11 protein-coding genes are annotated in these 19,017 nt (G+C 46.2%); 6 read left to right on the top strand and 5 right to left on the bottom strand.

The genetic code is table 11. The annotated features are described in order from the left end of the window. Window positions 1–179 precede the first annotated feature (179 nt). The 4 genes from QUA57_RS25565 to QUA57_RS25550 form a co-directional block, all read right to left on the bottom strand. Window positions 180–1,355: an aminotransferase class V-fold PLP-dependent enzyme gene (locus QUA57_RS25565; RefSeq protein ID WP_333036432.1), complete on the bottom strand. Its 1,176-nt coding sequence runs from the start codon at window positions 1,353–1,355 to the stop codon at window positions 180–182. A gap of 45 nt (window positions 1,356–1,400) precedes the next feature. Beyond that, the gene (locus QUA57_RS25560; protein ID WP_333036430.1) at window positions 1,401–2,006 is read right to left on the bottom strand and encodes a molybdenum cofactor guanylyltransferase; all 606 of its coding nucleotides are present in this window, start codon (window positions 2,004–2,006) and stop codon (window positions 1,401–1,403) included. 159 nt (window positions 2,007–2,165) lie between these two features. Continuing rightward, window positions 2,166–3,230, bottom strand: coding sequence for an anthranilate phosphoribosyltransferase family protein (locus tag QUA57_RS25555; protein ID WP_333064483.1), 1,065 nt, complete (start codon window positions 3,228–3,230; stop codon window positions 2,166–2,168). Window positions 3,231–3,344: 114 nt separating this feature from the next. Beyond that, on the bottom strand, window positions 3,345–4,319 hold the full coding sequence (locus QUA57_RS25550; protein WP_333064480.1) for a LysR family transcriptional regulator: 975 nt from the start codon (window positions 4,317–4,319) through the stop codon (window positions 3,345–3,347). A 590-nt stretch (window positions 4,320–4,909) separates the two neighbouring features. Between QUA57_RS25550 and QUA57_RS25545 the strand changes: the two genes are divergently transcribed. Beyond that, entirely contained in the window at window positions 4,910–8,323 is a 3,414-nt protein-coding gene (locus QUA57_RS25545; protein WP_333251404.1) for a PAS domain S-box protein, read from the top strand. Window positions 8,324–8,358: 35 nt separating this feature from the next. Here the strand turns inward: QUA57_RS25545 and QUA57_RS25540 are convergent, their stop codons facing one another. Next, a complete protein-coding gene (locus QUA57_RS25540) occupies window positions 8,359–10,572 on the bottom strand; it encodes a polysaccharide biosynthesis tyrosine autokinase (protein ID WP_333064477.1) in 2,214 nt (737 codons plus the stop codon). 432 nt (window positions 10,573–11,004) lie between these two features. On the opposite strand from QUA57_RS25540, the gene QUA57_RS25535 reads away from it, so the two are divergent. The 5 genes from QUA57_RS25535 (at window position 11,005) to QUA57_RS25515 (ending at window position 18,863) form a co-directional block, all read left to right on the top strand. Further along, the gene (locus tag QUA57_RS25535; protein ID WP_333064476.1) at window positions 11,005–13,782 is read left to right on the top strand and encodes a polysaccharide biosynthesis protein; all 2,778 of its coding nucleotides are present in this window, start codon (window positions 11,005–11,007) and stop codon (window positions 13,780–13,782) included. A 66-nt stretch (window positions 13,783–13,848) separates the two neighbouring features. Next, a complete protein-coding gene (locus tag QUA57_RS25530) occupies window positions 13,849–15,183 on the top strand; it encodes an oligosaccharide flippase family protein (protein ID WP_333064475.1) in 1,335 nt (444 codons plus the stop codon). Beyond that, entirely contained in the window at window positions 15,131–16,327 is a 1,197-nt protein-coding gene (locus QUA57_RS25525; RefSeq protein ID WP_333064472.1) for a glycosyltransferase family 1 protein, read from the top strand. Before QUA57_RS25530 ends, QUA57_RS25525 begins: the two co-directional genes overlap by 53 nt. A gap of 45 nt (window positions 16,328–16,372) precedes the next feature. Next, complete coding sequence (locus QUA57_RS25520; protein ID WP_333064470.1) at window positions 16,373–17,557, top strand: O-antigen ligase family protein; 1,185 nt, start codon at window positions 16,373–16,375, stop codon at window positions 17,555–17,557. Between the two features lie 82 nt (window positions 17,558–17,639). Then, the gene (locus QUA57_RS25515; RefSeq protein WP_333064469.1) at window positions 17,640–18,863 is read left to right on the top strand and encodes a hypothetical protein; all 1,224 of its coding nucleotides are present in this window, start codon (window positions 17,640–17,642) and stop codon (window positions 18,861–18,863) included. The last annotated feature ends 154 nt before the right edge of the window (window positions 18,864–19,017 follow it).

The following is a 19,017-nucleotide window of genomic DNA, read 5'->3' as shown; positions in this document are numbered from 1 at the left end:
TCTGAACCAATATTTCTTTGAGACATCTTCTGAAATCCCCTTGACAACTGCCATACAGGCTTAACTTGTTACGAATGCGAATAGTCTGTCTTCTCCCAAACTATGATAGCCGACACCCTAACTACAAACCTATAACTGTTTGTAGCTGGGTGTGATGTTTCTTTTGGGGAAGCTCCAGCTCAAATTCTCGTCAGCTCAACCAGCGCCTTAGCTAAATATTGATACTGCGGCAAAGTATTGTATAACTGAGCCGAAATCCTCACCAACTGCTTACTAGCATTCGGCCAAGGAATCACCGGAACTTCTATTTTAAAAATCTCCCACAGCGCCTCTTGCAAAGGTGGAATTCCTCCCTTTGCAACCTCATCAGACTGGCCGTCTGCCAGAGGCACAACAGCCATCGAACCCACCATTTCATCAGGACAAGGCAGCGGCAAATCTAATTTGTCCGCCAATATTTTTCTCCCCGCCAATGCTAAAGCATGATTCTTTGCCCTCAATTCCGGCCAGCCGCCGCTCAACAAAGAACCCATAAAATCAATAGCTACAGGTACGCACAAATAGGGGCTAGGATCGACTGTCCCCATCCAGTCAAATTCTAATTGAAAGCGCGATTTATCAGCGCGCGGCGAGTTAGCACCGTGACTGATCGTAGTTGGGCGAATTGCATCTTGCTTGTCGCGCCGCACGTATAAAAAGCCCGCACCTTTGGGCGCGCACAGCCATTTATGGCAATTTCCCGTATAGTAAGCCGCGCCAATTTCATCTAAATTCAGTGCTACCATTCCCGGCGCATGAGCTCCGTCTACCAATACATCCACGCCACGGTTAGCTAACGCGCCCACTAACTGTTTGATGGGAAAAATTAAACCTGTTTGGCTCACAACGTGGTCTAATAAAGCTAACTTTGTTTGCGGTGAAACGCACTTAATTATTGCTTCAATAATTTGGTCGGGTGATTCAATTGGAAAGGGGACTTCTGCTACTATTACTTTAGCGCCTGTACGCTCGGCTACAAAATTAAGTGTGTTGCGGCAAGCGTTGTATTCCTGATTTGTAGTTAGCAATTCGTCGCCCGGAGAAAAACAGAGCGATCGCAAAACAGCATTTACTCCCGTCGTGGCATTCGGCACAAAAGCCAAGTCATCCTCAGCCGCACCGAGAAATGCTGCTAACTGATTTCTCGCATTATCCAACAAGGGTTCAAATTCCCGCAGAAGGAAGCGCAATGGTTCTCTTTCCAGTTGTTCTCGAAAAATGGTTTGCGCTTCGAGTACGGGAATGGGACAGGCCCCAAAAGAGCCGTGATTGAGGAAAGTTATATTGCGATCAAGCAACCAATATTGGTTAATCATTAGTAATTAGTAATTAGTAATTAGTCATTAGTCATTAGTCAACTGTCAACCGTTAACCATTTTACCTTTTAATTGCTCAAACTCTTCTAATGTATTGCAATTGGATAACATTACTGCTTCTGGTTCCCCTACAGGTAGAGGTATTGAGGAGATTTGATTTAACCACACTTGAAAGGAACGTCCCCCTTTGTCAATAAAACTTTGCAAGCTGGGCAGAGATTGTTGGCGGTAGAAGCCACACAAAGGCTCCCAGCGCGAATTTTGATAAGGCACAACTGCTAAAGTTGATGGGGAAAATTCTGTTAACTGACTTGCCCAATTCTGAATAATCTGGGCATCCAACAAAGGCAAATCGCAAGCTAACAGTAAAATCCACTCGGCGGCAATTTCTGTCAATCCCTGAGTCAATGCAACCAAAGGCCCGGAGCCCGGATTGTACTCTACCAGAAATTGGGATGTTTCGGTTAAGGTCGATCGATAGCGATCGGGCCAAGCAGTCAGAACATAAACTTCGGGGGTTACAACTGCGGCCACTTCCAACGCCCGCTGCAATAGGGATTTGCCCTCAATTTCCAGTAGAGCTTTATCCTTACCCATCCGCGAACTTTGACCGCCTGCAAGCACAATTACAGCAATTTTATGATTAGTCATTAGTCAGTAGTCAGTAGTCAGCAGTCAGTAGTCAGTAGTCATCGCAAGAATTACCTGTTTTGAACAGGCAAGATGCCTGTTCCACAATAATTATTGGAGATGTCTGGTAGTCAGTAGTCAGTAGTTAACTGTCAACTGTCAACGGTCAACAGTCAACAGTCAACTCAAAACACTAACGGCTTGGCTAACTTCCTCAAGTTTTTGCACCACTTGACCGCGACTTAATAAAGTTTCGGCCTCAATCAAACCCGAGTTTATATCCAAACAAACTCCGCTGCGCCACAGATAAAATCCGCCGTTCCAGATAGCGGACTGCATCAATTCCGAGGGTTTTCCCAGCAACACTTCCTGCATTTGTTTGAATAACTCTGGGGCTGATTCAAAGGCAGGATTTGTGTTGCTAAAACCGTAATCTCCGTGAGCTAAAAGCACTCGTTCAAACTCAGCGTCCGGCTTAGCAATGCCGATAATCGCAGTACGATCGCGCGGCAAATCGCAGCTTCCCTCCAATCCTTTGACTGTGGTATAATTTTTGATTCCCCGCAACTCAAAGGCTTTTTGAAACATACCTTCTGTGGGCGGGTGGACGTAGCCCGATATAACGTTAACGTCGCCGATACAGGGACACCACATCAACTCCATTGTCGAAAAAGGTGGCCGTTTACCAATTTCGCGGCGGTAGGGAACTAAAGCGGTGGCTTGAGGAAAATGCTTGGGAAGGTAAACAAAACCTAAACCCGTATTGTCAAAAACTTGCTGGACTTTTTCTAAACTCAGTTTTCTCCAGTCAACTCCCAAACCACGCCAAATTTCAATCAGGGGAATGCCTTCTTTCGTTGGCATGGTATCCCCCCCGTGCATGAGAGTTGGGACGCCAGAGGCAGCTAAAATTAGGGCTGTTAAAGGGCTAATTGGAGCTGTGCGCGATCGCCCGTCGTAAGCAACCCCAAACACGGCGACGGTTGAGACGGAAAAACCTTTTTCTCGGTTTGGGGGGGCAAGCATAGGCCCCAATTCTTCATAAGCATCAAGCATTCCGGCTAATTCTTCGCCGGTGGGCCGTTTAATGCGGTGGGAAATCATAAAAGCTCCGATTTGAGCTGGTGTTGCTTCCCCCAGCAGCATCATCCGCGTGGCTGCTGCTGCTTCGGAGCGAGTTAAGTTTTCTCCTGTGTGTACTCCGCTGCCAATTTTTCGCAGCAATTCTCTAAATGCGTCACTCATAACTTTTGAAGTTAGTAATGGGTAGTTGGTAGTTAGTAATTGGTAGTTAGTAATTGGTAATATTTGAATCCGTTTAAATTTAAACTTCCCAAAATTCAATTCAAAATTATCGAATTAACTCCCTGATTTTTCTAGCTTGATTAAATCAAATGGTGGCACAAATTCGCGTACCAGATTCCAGAAATGGGCGATCGGCGGAATTTGCATTCGATCGTGAGTTGTCACCAACACCACTTCGCGACTCCAAGTGGGATCTGCTGCCAATTGACCGATGGTCGAAACCTTGGAATTTGACCGATCTTGGGCGATCGACCGAATAGCTAAAGTGCGATCGCCCTTCGCCTCCAGCAAAGCTGAATGCGGCAGCAAAGCAATCAACTCTCCCTGTCGCACCACACCCCGAAAAGCATCAAGAGTGTTGAGTTCCAAAACAGCATGAAGTTTAGCACCGATGCGTCCAAATTGTTCTTGCACCATCCGCTGCATTCCGTACCCGTCCTTAAACACCACTTGCGGGTAACAAATCAATTCCGGCCAAGGTACTCGTTCGTACTGAGCCAGGGGATGACCCGCCGCCATCAACACCTCGATCGGCTCATTGTAGAGCACCTCAACCAACATTTCCGGGGCTTGAGTAAAATGGCGGTTGTTCATCACCACCGCTATGTCCACCAAACCATCTTTGAGGACTTTCAGGGCTCGATCGCTTCCGAGGGAAGTCACCCGCAACTGCACGTCTGGATAGTCGCGGCAAAACTTTTGCAGCACAGGCGGCAAATAAGCAGCGCAAACCGAGTGAATCGCAGCCACGCAAAGTTCCGGCTGCTTTCCCGCCCGTAAGTCTCCCAATTCTTCAGCAGCATTTTGCCAAGTCTGACAGATTTTGCGAGCGTGAGGTAGCAGGCATTCCCCTCCCACAGTCAGTTTCGCGTGGGCCGTGCGGTGAAACAGCGACAAACCCACTTCCGCTTCTAATCCCTGCACTTGGCGGCTAATAGTCGATTGGGTAACGCCACACTTCCGGGCCGCTTGCTGAAAGCTACCAGTTTCAGCAACTGAAAGAAATGCTTGAAGCTGCTCTAAGCGCATGGAGGTTTAATTCGAGATGGTTTCAGAAATTTGACTGGAAGATAATCTGTGACATTAACCGATTTAGTAGCAGAATTTAGTAGACTTTGATACAGGTACAGATTAGTTTTCATTCCGAGGCGAGAGGCGGGGATGGTTCGCTCCAAGTATGAATCTGCTCCGGCAGGATTTCTGAGCCTCGAAGTAGAGGTCGATTCTCCTATGTTGAAGGGATTTCTGAATCTGCAAAGTTATCAAAAAATAGATTCAATAAAGATGAATTTATCGAATATTGCAAGCTTCTAGCTAAACCGTGTCAATGAACGGCACTCTAGTAATCCCTTCATCCCGTGCGCTCAATTGCTTTGTTTTTCCGTAAGTTGTGAATTCAAAATATAGCATTGAATTTCGTACCTCCTGGGGAATTATAGTACATCACTCTCCCTTAACCTCTCAATAAATTTACGAATATTTCAGGCAGGTTAAAGCCTGCTGTGAACTTTCCTCCCCGGACTAAAGTCACTCTTGTTTTATGTTTTTTGTGTATAAACTAGAAATTAGCGGTTCAGCAACACAAGTGCAACTAGGATCGATCGCACAGGAAAGCCGAAATGCTGCCATTTATTAAGATTATGTCATTTAACCACAATTTTATTCCCCAAGATGGCTGTTGCCAGTGGCAACCCCAGTTGATGGGACTGCACGCGGTCAGCGATTTGTTAATTGCCTTGGCTTATTATTCAATTCCAGCAATTCTGACATACTATGCCCGGAAGCAGCGGGACGTGCCTTTGAGCAAGGGGTTTCTCCTATTGGGAGCCTGGTTTTTCTGCGGCGGGACAACTCACTTGATGCAAGTTTGGATGCTGGTGCATCCCAGCTACTGGCTGTCAAGTTCGATCGCCGCCGTTACCGCTATCATCTGTTTGTGGGCTGTAGCGTCCCTGATACCCTGGGTTCCTCAAGTGTTGGCTTTGGCTGGGGCGGCCTCTTTACCAGCAAATACGGCGCTGGAAACTGAAAAGGTCGATCGACTGCAAGCCAACTCTGCTATTACAAATTCCGTCCCCTCCCTCACAACCGAACTCCAGCAAATTAACCAGCAATTGCTTGCAGAAATAACACAGCGCGAGCGAGTCGAGGACCTCCTGCTTGACACTGTAGACAAGTTGCAAGAAAGCGAAGAACGCTTCCGCGTTTTTCAGGAATTATCTCTAGACGGATTTAACGTATTCCGCAGCATCCGCGACGAATCCACAATTGTGGATTTTGAATGGGAATACGTCAATCCCGCAGCGGCAAAAATGCAACACCGTACCCCTGAAGAATTAACGGGCAAGCGATTGCTGCAAGTGCTGCCTGGTCATAAAGATAACAATTTGTTCGACCGTTACGTGCAAGTTGTAGAAACAGGAATTCCCCTCGATACCGAGATTTATTACAACAACGAAGGCATTATCGCCTGGTTTCGGATTATGACCGTTAAATTGGGCGACGGCATTGCTATTTCTTTTAGCGATATTACTGGGCGTAAGCAAGTAGAAGCATCCCTGCGCGAGGCGCTACAAAAACTCACTTCTCATTTTGAAAATACCCCCCTAGCGGTGATTGAGTGGGATGAAAATTTTCGTCTCAGCGGGTGGTCGCCGGCGGCACAGAAGATTTTTGGGTGGGAAAAAATAGAAGTTTTAGGCAAGCATTTTAGCGAATGGAACTTTATTTCTAAGGGCGATTTGGAAGAGGTAGAATCGGCAATTTATAGTTTGAAAAAACCCGAAAATCGCTGCAATGTAGTTCGCAACAGCAATTATAATAAGTGGGGTTCGTTGGTACACTGCGAATGGTACAATTCGGCTTTTTACAGCGATTCGGGACAGTTGGTATCGGTGCTGTCTCTGGTTTTGGACGTGACGGAACGCTTTAAATTTCTGGAAGTGCTGCGACAGTCTGAAGAGCGGTTTCGGATTGCTGCAGAAAGTGCCAGCGATTTGATTTACGAATGGGATATCGAAACCGGGATCGTGCTGTGGTTCGGTCACGTAGACGAACATTTGGAGTACGCAAAAGGGGGATTTCCGAGGACAAGAGCAGCTTGGAACAGTATCTTGCACCCGATCGACCGCGATCGAGTTTTGGCCGCAGTCGATCAGTATTTGAGTGCGCCAGACAGTTCTGCCGCCCCATTTTTTCAGGAATACCGCGTTCAGTGCCAGCGGGGCCGCTTGCTCCACTGGATCGATCGGGGCAAAGCAGTGCTTGACAAACAAGGCAATCCCTACAAATGGATCGGCGTGATTAGCGACATCACCGCTCGCAAAGAGGCCGAAGAACAGCGGAATTGGGCATTGGCGCGGGAACAGGCCGCCCGTCGCCAAGCCGAAGCCAGCGAACAGTTGTACCGCGTCCTCGCTGAAGCCATCCCACAAATAGTTTGGACTGCCAAAGCCGACGGCTGGCTCGACTACTACAACCAGCGCTGGTTTGAATATACTGGCTTGACCCTGGAGGAAACTCAAGGCTGGGGGTGGCAGCTAGCCCTGCATCCAGATGACGTGGAAAATTCCGTAGAAAGCTGGAAGACCTCGGTGGAGACAGGGAAGACTTACGAGGTGGAATACCGTTTTAAACGGGCATCTGACGGATCTTATCGCTGGCATCTGGGCAGGGCATTGCCCGTGCGGGACGCTGACGGGAAAATTCTCAAATGGTTCGGGACTTGTACTGATATTGACGATCGCCAGCGATCGGCCCAAACAGCCTATTTTAACGCTCAAGCTTTGGCTTTGCTGTCGTCGGCTTCCCTGGATTACGAGAAGGCGCTGCAAGGTTTGGCAGATTTAACAGTACCGGAGCTGGGGGATTGGTGCTGTGTGCATTTGCTTGATGCCGACGGCTCGATCCGCTTGCAAGCAGTTGCTCACTCAGATCCGAGCAAAGTCGCTCTGCTGCGGCAAATCGATCGGCGTATGCCACTAGACCCCCAGGGACGGCACGGAGTAGCAAAGGTGCTGCGGACTGGTGAGTCGAAGCTCTACCCAGAAATACCGGAATGGGTGATCGAAGCGGTTGTGCCGGACAAGGAACTGCAGTTGGTGCTGCGATCCCAATCCCAAGTGCTGTCGGCAATCTGCGTGCCGCTGATCGCTCGCGGGCGGACGCTGGGAGCGATTTCGTTGCTGTGCGGGGAGTCGGGCCGCCGCTGCGGGCAGGAGGATTTGGTTTTGCTGGAGGATTTGGCGCGGGATGCGGCGGTGGCGATCGACAATGCGCGGCTTTACCGGGAAGCAGCGGAGGCTAACCGGATTAAAGACCAGTTCTTGGGAACGCTTTCTCACGAGTTGCGGACGCCTCTGAACGCCATTTTGGGCTGGGCGCAGATGCTGCGGCAGCGTCAGATGAGTGCCGAAAAAACGGCTGTCGGTTTGGAGACTATTGAGCGAAACGCGCGGTTGCAGACTCAGATGATTGAGGATTTGCTGGACGTTTCCCGGATTGTGAGCGGCAAAGTCTGTTTGAAGCTGTTCCCGGTGGATTTGGTGCGGATTGTAGAAACGGCGGTGAAGGCGCTGAGCCTTGATGCTGAAGCTAGGGGAATTGAATTGGTGAGTTTTTGTGGCGAAGGGGTGAGCTTGGTGAGGGGCGATGCTACTCGTTTGCAGCAGGTGGTATGGAATTTGCTCTCGAATGCTATTAAGTTTACGCCGCCATCGGGTCGCGTGGAAATCACGCTCTCGGAGGATGGGGAACCGGGAGCAGCGGGTGGCGCTATGTTGTCTGGGCCGTCTCCGGTTCACTCTGTTTTGATCGTTGTCAGCGATACGGGAATTGGCATCAGCAAGGAGTTTTTGCCCTTTGTGTTCGATCGCTTCCGCCAAGCTGACAGCACTTCTACGCGCAATTACGGCGGGCTGGGACTGGGATTGGCGATCGTCCGCCATCTCGTGGAACTCCACGGCGGCAGTGTCTGGGCCGAAAGTCCTGGGGAAGGACTCGGCTCGACTTTCGGAGTGCGGCTCCCAATTTAGTCAGTTGTCAGTTAACAGTTAACTGTTGTTATTGGTTACTGGTTATTCGTTTTTTTAATACCAGGACTCGGCTCTTGGGTGTAAGATTCATTGGTAAAATAGTAATGGCTGTGCGGTTCGTTTTTAGGACTTACTCCATTCACCACTAAGCCCAGAACGTGCTGATTTGATTTCTTCAATAGCTCCTTCGCAAAAGCCACAGTACCAGAATGAAGAACTCCAGGTCGCACTACCAATAAAATCCCATCGGCTTTATTCCCGAGAATCAGAGCATCAGCAGCAATATTCAAAGCAGGAGTATCAACGATCACGGCATCATAACTAGCCGAAAATTGCTTAATTAATAAAGTGAGCCGCTGCGAGTCCAACAGAGCCATTGGATTAGGCGGAATCACCCCGCAAGTCAGCACATCTAAATTCTCCATAACTTGGGCGATCGCATCCCCAAACCCAGCTTGTCCAACTATCACGTTGCTCAAACCTACTTGATTGGGAAGTTCCCAAATCCGATGTTGAACAGGACAGTGCATATCCGCATCTACCAGCAAAACCTTCCGTCCTAATTGAGCTATAGCTACAGCCAAATTAGCAGATACAGTAGACTTGCCTTCTTGCGGTAGCGAACTACTCACGACAAGCACTTTCAGCTCTTTATCAGAACTCAAAAACCTCAGATTTGCCTGAAGCATCCGGTAAGCAGCACTGCTCGAAGTATGAGGAGTATCTCTAACCACAATCTGTCGAGGAGATAGCTCTAAATCCTGTGCAGCAGACTTAAGTCGCCAGGAATTGCGCCGAGGATTTTTTTCAGACTTTCTATGGAAAGGAATCACCCCCAACAAAGTAAACCCAAATAATTCCCTCGCCTCTTCAATAGTTTTGACAGACTTATCTTGAGATTCTAAAAGCAGCGCCGCACCTATAGCAAGCAGAGTTCCCAACAAACCGCCCGATACCAGCAATAAAGACTTGCGAGAACGCGCTGGTTCCTCCGGAACACTCGGCTTTTGGATAATCCGAGCATTCCCCACTTGCTGATTTTCAGTAATCCGAATTTCCTGGAGTTTTTTTTGCAATTCCTGATAATCCGCTTCCGCTTCTTGAAGTTTTCTTTCTAGTTCCCGCTGTTCCTTCTCTACCTTCGGCAAAACTTTTACCCGCTGCTTGTAGCCAGCTAGAGCATTTGAGAGAATAGTCACTCGCTCAGCCAAACCTTGGCGCTCTACATCTACCTTAATAAATTCTTCGATCAGTTTTTGTTTCACCTCTCCTATCTGTAAACTTTGATTGGGCAACGGCTGTTGGTCACCTAAAACTTGTTGTATTTGTTGGTCGAGTAAAGCTTTTATGGTAGCTTTTTTAGTTTCTAACCTAGTTATTATAGGCGAATTATCCAGGTAGCGATTTTGCTCAGTTGCTAACTGACGCTCTATTTGTTTGTACTCTTTCAGAGCTTCCTGCACAGTGCTAGATTGGCTGAGAGTGCTGGCAGCCAATGCTTGCTGGGGATTCATTTTTAATTCGTCTTCAAATGCTTTGGACTTAGCACTGGCATTGAGCAAATCCGACTTAGCTTGGTCGATTTTACTTTCTAGTTCCGCCATAACTGCTACGGCTGATTTAGCTTCTTCTTCAAGATTTACAACTTTATTATCTTCTTTAAATTTCCTCAATTCTGCCGCTGCTTTCCGCATAGCTTGGTCGGAGTTAGGCAGTTTCCTTTCAATAAACTGTCGAACAGACACAGCTTCTAATCGATTCACTTTTTGATTGTTGTCTATATAAAAATTCATCATAGTTTTTACGACTTCGGCTGCTATTTCCGGGTTTTTGTCTTTGTATGAAACCGTTAGGATATCAGCGCCCTTAATAGTAGCTACGGTCAGATTCTTAAAAAAATATTTCGTTTTTAGTGGATTATTTTTTTCGTCTTTTAACTGAAGCCTATTTATAGTTTTTTGGATAATTTCGACAGAACGAATCAGTTCTATCTCGGTAGTCAGAGGGTTGCTTTGCTCCGCCGCAGGAGTCAACTCTCCGATTTCTTTGCCCAATTCTGTTAAAGCCGATCCCGGAGTCGTTTTCTTAAATAACAGCTTTCCTTCTGCTTCATAAACGGCTTTTTCCTGCAGCGTGCCGTAGGTGGTGAGTGCAACAACCGAGGCAAATACAGCTAAGGCTGGCAGCCACCTGCGCTTCAAAATCTGCCAGTATTCCTGAAATCCAATACCACTTTCAGTTGATTCCATTAGTTACTCCCGAAAAATGATTTTTTGTAAACAGTAACACTCTAGGCTCTTCAACTCATTATTGAGGATATCTATTGTATCACTTAATTCAAGCACTGTCCTGGTTTTGACAAATATATTTGTGATCTACATCACAAAAAAAAATACTTTTGTTAAAAAGAAGTAAAGAATTATAAATTTACGAGCAATGGAACCAGTTTTAGAATAAAATCGACACAGCATTAAGATAACAAAATTTAATACAATACAATCAAAAAATAGGAGGCAAAAAATATTCTTGGTAATCGCCTTAATGATATCACTTGAGTGATGCCAGATTAAAAGAAAAGGTGATTAATTTCAGTGGTCAGCGTGGTCTAATAAAAATACCTCAGCATTAGGTAGTAGATAGAGTTTTAGTAAAGTTTTTGTGTAATAGAGTATGATGGGGATATGATCATAAAAAAAATTAGCAAAGTGTTGGTGGGATTAAGAACCCGTCATTTTTTGATAATCGATGCAATTTGTTTGGCGATCGCACCGTTATTGGCTCTGGAAATTCGTTTAGATGGCATATTGAATCTGACTCCCTACTTACAGAGCCTAGCGGTAGTTACAGTATTATTTTTAGCAGTCAAGCTTACAGTATTTTATGGCGGCGGCTTGTACAAGCGTTACTGGCAGTATGCGGGTCTGGAAGAAATGGCACAAATAACGATGCTGATAGGTATATCCCTAGCAGTGGAAATTATTTTGTTCCAACAACTCTACCAGCTAAATAATTCGCCGATCGCAAATCTGCCACGCTCGCTGCCACTACTAGACGCTATCATCAGCTTTTTGTTAGTTGCAGCCATTCGTTTCAGCATTCCATCCCTCGAAAGATGGAACCAAAAACCGTGGAAAGTTCAGCAACGCGATCGGGTCCTGATAGTCGGTGCAGGCAGTGCAGGCACATCTATGATGCAAACGATGCAGAGGAGCCCGGAGGTAGGACTCGCTCCAATCGCTTTCGTTGACGACGACCCAAAAAAAATCACCAAGCGGATTCGCAAACTAACTGTAGTCGGCAATCGTTATAGCATTCCCGAAGTAGTTCGATCGCTAAATATCGCCAAAGTAATAATTGCCATCCCCTCAGCTCCGGGAAAAGAGATTAGGGAAATCGTAGAAATTTGTCAGTCAATTGGAATTCCCACCAGCACCCTCCCCGGCCTCAATGAAATCATCAACGGTCGTGTCAGTTTAGGTAGCCTCAGAGAAGTACAGATTGAGGACTTGCTCCGCCGCGCCCCCATCCAAACCGATACCCAGAAAGTCTTGGGATTGATAGGAGGCAAGAAAGTTCTAATTACTGGTGCCGGGGGTTCCATCGGCAGCGAACTTTGTCGCCAAATATTAAAGTGCGATCCTGCGGAAATTATCATCGTCGGACACGGAGAAAATTCTGTATTCAACATTCAACAAGAATTAGGAAAAGTCCTGTCCGAACTCAAAAAAACCAGCAAAACCCCAACAGATATTACTCGCGTGACAGCCTTTATGGCCGATATTCGCTTTCGCGATCGCTTAGAGTACCTTTTTATAACAATAAGACCAGACATCATTTTTCATGCGGCGGCTCACAAACACGTACCCATGATGGAATTAAACCCGCCGGAAGCGATTACTAACAATGTGCGGGGGACGAAAAATCTGCTGGATCTGGCATTGAAATACAATGTGGAACAATTTGTGATGATTTCCACCGACAAAGCGGTGAATCCAACTAGCATTATGGGAGCTAGCAAAAGAGTTGCCGAAATGCTGGTGCTGCAAGCAGCCAAAAAAAGTAAAAACCCGTTTGTAGTGGTTCGTTTCGGTAATGTTCTTGGCAGCCGGGGTAGTGTCGTACCTACTTTCCAGCGACAAATTGCTGAGGGCGGGCCGCTCACAATTACCCATCCAGATATCACTCGCTATTTCATGACAATTCCCGAGGCTGTTCAACTGGTTTTGCAGGCGGCAGTCATCGGCAGTGGCGGGGAAGTATTCATGCTTGAGATGGGGGAACCAGTTAGAATTTTTGATTTAGCAAAAGATTTGATTCAGCTCTCAGGATATGAAGTGGGCAAAGACATAGAAATCGCGTTTACAGGGCTGCGGCCGGGAGAAAAATTGTTTGAAGAGCTGTTTATTCCGGGCGAGAAATACAACCGCACTAAACACGAAAAAATTCTCAGTCTTGGCAATGCCAGCCGCCTAGTCAAAGAAAATATTGACCAGGAAGTAGAAGCCCTTTGTCAAGCGAGCGATCGCAATGATGAAAATTTAATTGTTTCAATGCTACAGCAGTTAGTGCCTGAGTATGTACAAGGGTATTCAACTACCAATTTGCACGTCAAGACAGCCCAAAAAACAACCGCTGTGGCAAAGATTAGCAGTGCAGGATCTGTTCAGTTAGAGAATGATTTACGGATGGCTCTTGCCAATGAGGAGTTTCGGATGCACTATCAGCCGATCGTCTGCCTGGAAACCGATCAAATTAGTGGTTTTGAAGCGCTGTTGCGCTGGCAGCACCCGAATCGAGGTTTGCTTTGGCCAGACGAATTCCTACCAGCGGCCGAACAAACTGGCTTGATTGTTCCTATTGGCGAGTGGGTACTCCGGCAAGCTTGCAGCCAGATGCGGATTTGGCAGTCGCAATTTCGTCTTAACTCTCCTTTAACAGTCAGCGTGAATCTGACTAGCAAACAGTTTTTCCAAGCGGACTTAATCGAGACGATCAACCAAATATTGAAGGAAACAAATCTCGAGGCTTCTAGTTTGAGGTTAGAAATTCCTGAATATGTGGTGACGGAAAATTCCGAGTTGGCTGGAGCTGTTTTTTTCAAACTTAAAACTTTAGGGTTGCAAGTACAAATAGACCACTGTGGTCTGAGTGATTTATCATTAACTCACCTTTACCAATTGACGCGGCTGAAGTATGGGAAATTCGACAGTTTGAAGCTAGATTGCTCTCTAGTCAGCGGGCTGGATGCTAGCAACCCCAACTTAGAAGTTCTTCATAAAATTGTTGCAATCACTCAAGAGTTAGGTATGGACATGATTGCCACAGGAGTAGAAACGAAGTGGCAAATAGCTCAGCTAAAATCCCTGGATTGCGTCTACGGACAGGGATACTTTTTCTCGGAGCCTGTGGAAGGTGCGGCGGTAGGGAAATTGATTAGGGCTAAGGTTGCTCAAAATTAATGGGGCCTTTGTGAATAACTTTGCAATGGGAAATACACCAATTAGCAAGCAGGTAATTAGCTACTAATGCAACAGTTGAAACCACTAACATTACGCCGAAATTTTTCATGGACTTTCACTGGGCACCTCGTTTATGCGGCTTCCCAGTGGGGGATGTTGGTGTTGCTTGCTAAATTGGGAAGTCCTGAAATGGTGGGTCAATTTACCTTGGGTCTGGCGGTGACAGCGCCTGTGGTCATGTTTAGCAATCTCCAATTGCGTCAGATCCAAGCAACAGATGCGAAAGGGGAGTATGTTTTTAGCGATTATCTGGGTCTGAGGTTAATTGCAACCGCGCTAGCACTCTTGATAATTGCCGGAATTACGCTCAAAGCTGAATATCGGTGGGAGACTTCGCAGGTGATATTGGCGATCGCCCTGGCAAAGGCTTTTGAGTCGATCAGCGATGTGTTTTACGGCTTGATTCAACAACACGAACGGATGGATCGAATTGCGATCGCCTTGATTATTAAAGGGCCTTTGTCGTTATTACTTTTAGGCATCGGAGTTTCTCTGACTGGGAGTGTTGTAGGGGGAGCGATCGGATTAGCAGTTGCGTGGGGTTTAGTCCTATTCGGCTGGGATCTTCGCAATGGTAGATTAATTTTAAAGAATTCTTCGCAGGGGAAAGATCGAGAAGATTTATTAGTGGCCGATGCTGAACCTGCAAACAGCCAAAATCCCTTGTACCCCCGCTGGGAGGGAAAAACTTTGGCCAAGTTAGTTTGGCTGGCTTTACCTCTGGGTTTGGTGATGATGTTAATTTCCCTGAATACTAACATTCCTCGATACTTTCTCGAGCGGTATTTGGGCGAACGCGAACTGGGGATTTTCTCTGCAATATCTTACCTGATGGTAGCAGGGAACATGGTAGTCAGTGCCCTAGCGCAGTCTGCTAGTCCGCGGCTGGCAAAATATTATGCAGCGGGAAATAGCACTGCTTTTCGCACACTTTTATTTAAGCTGGTGGGGGTTGGCTTGATGTTAGGTGCGGGAGGCGTTTTTGTCGCTGTTGTTGCCGGCAGGCAAATCCTAACTTTACTCTATAAACCGGAGTATGGCGAGCGAGCTGATTTGTTCGCCTGGCTAATGGTGGTTGCAGGTATTAGCTATGTGTCATCCTTCTTGGGTTACGGGATGACGGCAGCTAGGTACTTTCAAGTGCAAATGCCTTTGTTTGCTTTAGTGACAGGGGCTTCTGGGCTCGCTTGTCTTTGGTTAATTCCGACGATGGGAGTGCAAGGGGCCGTAATCGCGCTAATCGTTGGGGCGATCGTTCAAGCAGTTTTTAGTTTTGCAGTGATTGCTTATGCAGTATACAGACTCGATAGATATCAAGGAACAAAATCAAATATTGAGTAAGCAGCGTCCCATCCGTATTCTTCATGTCGTCGGCGGAATGAATCGGGGCGGAGTAGAAACTTGGCTGATGCACGTTTTGAGAAATATCGATCGCGATCGCTTCCAGATGGACTTTCTAGTTCACACTGAGAAACCCTGTCCTTACGATGACGAAGCTCGTGCTCTTGGTAGCAAGATTATCCCGTGCCTCTCTCCGTCAAAACCTTGGCTTTACGGTCGCAACTTTAAACGAATTCTACGCGAATACGGGCCCTATGACATTGTTCACAGTCATGTCCACCACTTTAGCGGTTACGTTCTCTATTTGGCGAAACAAGCAGGAGTACCTGTCCGCATTGCCCACAGCCATAATGATACCTCTGCAATTGATGCCAAAGCAGGATTACATCGGCAGTTGTATCTAAGTTTAACCAAATGGTCGATTTCCAGGTGCGGAACAGTTGGTCTGGGATGCAGTTGTAATGCTGTAGCGGATCTATTCGGTGCAGCTTGGAAAACTGATACCCGCTGGCAGGTGCTTGGCTACGGCGTTGACCTGAAACCCTTCTACGATCGGGTAGATTCCATCGGCGTTCGCGCTGAATTCGGCATTCCGGCAGATGCTTTTGTGATCGGTCATATCGGCAGATTTGAAACGCAAAAAAATCATCTGTTCCTGCTAGAAATTGCCACAGAAGTTGCGAAACAAGAAGTGAAAATGCACCTGTTGCTGATCGGAGACGGTTCACTGCGTTCGGATATCGAACAGAAAGTTGTGCAAATGGGTTTGAGCGATCGCGTCACTTTTACCGGCAATAGGTCTGACGTACCCAGACTAATGTTAAAGGCTGTAGATGTATTTCTGTTTCCATCCCTCCACGAAGGTTTGGGCTTAGTATTAATCGAGGCACAAGCAGCCGGACTACCCTGCATTTTCTCAGATGTTGTTCCAGAAGAAGCTGATTTAGTCAGACCTCTGCTGCAACGAATTTCCCTGTCAAAACCCGCATCAATTTGGGCAGAAGCGGTTATGTCAGCAAGAAGCGACGCATCCGCAATTAGCCAAAGAGATGCCTTAGCTGTCGTTGAAAACAGCCATTTCAATATACTAACCAGCGTCAAAAAGCTGACAGAGGTTTACGAGGCTAATCTCTCCAACTCCTGAGATCAATCCCATCGGATAACTCGTCTTAAATCACTTATTCAATTTATGCTAAGACAAGTCATTATAGTTATCGCGCTATCTGTGCTATTTGGAGGTACATCTCTGATTAGCTTGGGCAGTTATAATATACCCCTCGATCCAGCCGTCCTCAAATTGCGCTATCTGTTAGTTGCCTCAAGTTTACTAATCCTCATCCTCATGTCCCCCTTTAAAGAGTGGGGTTTTCACCGTCAAGCTCGACCTCTGCTCTTGCTGTGGATTCTATTCGGCTGCGGATTACTCATATCGGGACTTGCTAACAATGACACAACTATTTTTAGGGATGGGTTGTGGCAAATGATTGCTGTACCGTTAATTCTGTTTAATGCTGTCCCAAAGGCGATGAAAGAAAATGCCAACTTGCTAATGGGACTAGGACTTTTCCTCGGTCACATTCCCTATATTGTTACGTCTCTTGTGTCGCATCCTCCGGGGAATGGTACGCTGTATCGTGGGGTATTTGCCAACTCGAATCAAATGGGATTTACCTGTGCCACAATGTCTGCGGGTTTATTTATTTTGTTGATTGGTGCTTGGTCTGCAAAAAAAGATGCGCGGTATTTATTGCCAATATCTGCTGCTCTGTTGAGCCTTTTTGTGCTGATAATTTTAGCCAACTCTCGGACTTCAATGATAGTATGTTTTATCATGTTTTCTGTGTTTTTTAGCCAGTTTGTAAAAAATCCCAAAGCAGTAAAAAGAATGATAGCGCTCGCCACTGTGGCTGTGACGGCAGTCTTGCTATTTGGAGGCGAACAAATTGAGGCTATGAATAAGAGTCTCAACAACAACTTTGAAGCTAAGGAAGGTTTGAGCGGAAGAGATCGCATCTGGGGACAGACATTAGATGAATCAGATTTATTGGGTCACGGCAGCAAATACTTTCAGTTAAACTTTGGACTGGGAGGACACAACACAATTATTGAAGTCATCGGACAAAATGGCATTATAGCAGCAAATTTGCTAGTCGCTTTTGCGATCGCCAGTTTTTTCTATACTTACGCCTATTTCAAAACTTATGCCAAAGAGGATTGTGCTGCGATCGCTCCATTCCTGATTACAGTATGCTTCTGGTTTTTGTCTATGGCTGAAGGGATGTTTGGCTCATTAGGTAATGCCATGACACTTGCCTATATGCTGTCTATAGGTATTGTGATATCAAGGCCGCTCACCGGGAAAATGCAGCAGTAGGAAGGCAGAAGGTATCATTAAAAAAAATATACTTCTGATTTGAATGATTTTTGACAATCAGCCCTGAATTAAAAACGCCGACATGAATCACAGAAACCCTAAAAATAATAAATTGCGAGGATTAACGCTATTCGCATCTTTCTTAATATCTGGAATTATTTTGGCTTTAGCTTATTCTCAGATTTTAAAGGTTGGCTCATCATGTCCTGCTGCTGTTGCCGCACCTATCACTCAAACTCCCAAAAACCAGCGAATAGTAGAAACTAGGGTTGACGGAACTACGGTGATTGACAACAAACCATTTTTTCCCTTCGGTTTCTATCATGTTTCCTGGGAATCCACCGCCCAAGAGCGCAAGTCGGCACTCCGCGATATCGCTGCTGCTGGATTTAACACAATTCACGCTTCGGCTACCAACCTAGATGATTATGGAGAATTTTTAGACGAAGCAGAGCGGCTGGGAGTATATGTTTTTACAGAGCAAAATTCGATCGGACTTCTGAATTTAATCAACGCCTTTAAGCAAAAACCAGCGGTACTCGGCTGGAGTATAGCGGACGATGTTGACAACGGTAAATGGAGTGTAGACAATCTGTTGAAATCTCACCAGCAAGCGAAGACAGCAGATCCCAACCACATCACTTATGTTAGCGGCTACTCAAATAAACTCAAGCAGTTTGCGAATTGTTCAGATGTCATTGCGAGGCAATCTTATCCGATTAAATGGAGGAAACCAGAAGAATTGCCTGCGACTTATTCTGACATATCAAATGCACGGGCAGCATCTGCAAAATTCAATCGCTCCACTTATGCTAATTTACAAACATATAACTGGGACTTGCACCCTTCTAAAAAATACGAGGGTTCTCAAGCCCCTACATTTCAAGAAGTGCGAAATATGACCTATCAAGCTTTGCTTGCAGGGACAAAAGGGATTCTCTTTTACACTTATCACGATGAGGTTTGGCATTTGCCAGACAACCGGGATTTGTGGGAGGGAGTTAAATCTTTAGTGCCTGAATTGAAATCTATTAGTCCGCTATTGCTTGATGGAGAGTTCCAAAAAATTGATACCAAGATGTCGAATATAGTAGCGGGGGTATGGAGGCGCGAAAACCAAGCTGTCGCTGTTGTCGTCAACAGCAATTACGGGAAACCAATACAAGTAGCACTTGAACTTCCGATCGCAGTTAGCGAAGCGCGCTCGATGTTTCAAAATCAACCTGCGGATATGGCAGTCAAGGAAGGTAAACTTTTTGGGTCGATCGACCCTTTAGACGTTCAGGTTTACAGACTTATTCTGTGACGATACCAGAGTGCCAATAGCGATCGCATCGATCGCTATTGGCACAATGAATGACAGCAAACAACTTATGAATCAAATGTCAATACGGTTCAGTTAAGGCTCAAACCCTGGTAAATTAGGTATTGTTTCCAAAAATGGAGAGTAAGTTAGCGTG

Source organism: Microcoleus sp. Pol7_B2 (assembly GCF_036701035.1).
Lineage (GTDB): Bacteria > Cyanobacteriota > Cyanobacteriia > Cyanobacteriales > Microcoleaceae > Microcoleus.
The sequence above is the reverse complement of the archived record's forward strand: the minus strand, read 5'-3'. Positions and strand labels throughout refer to the sequence as shown.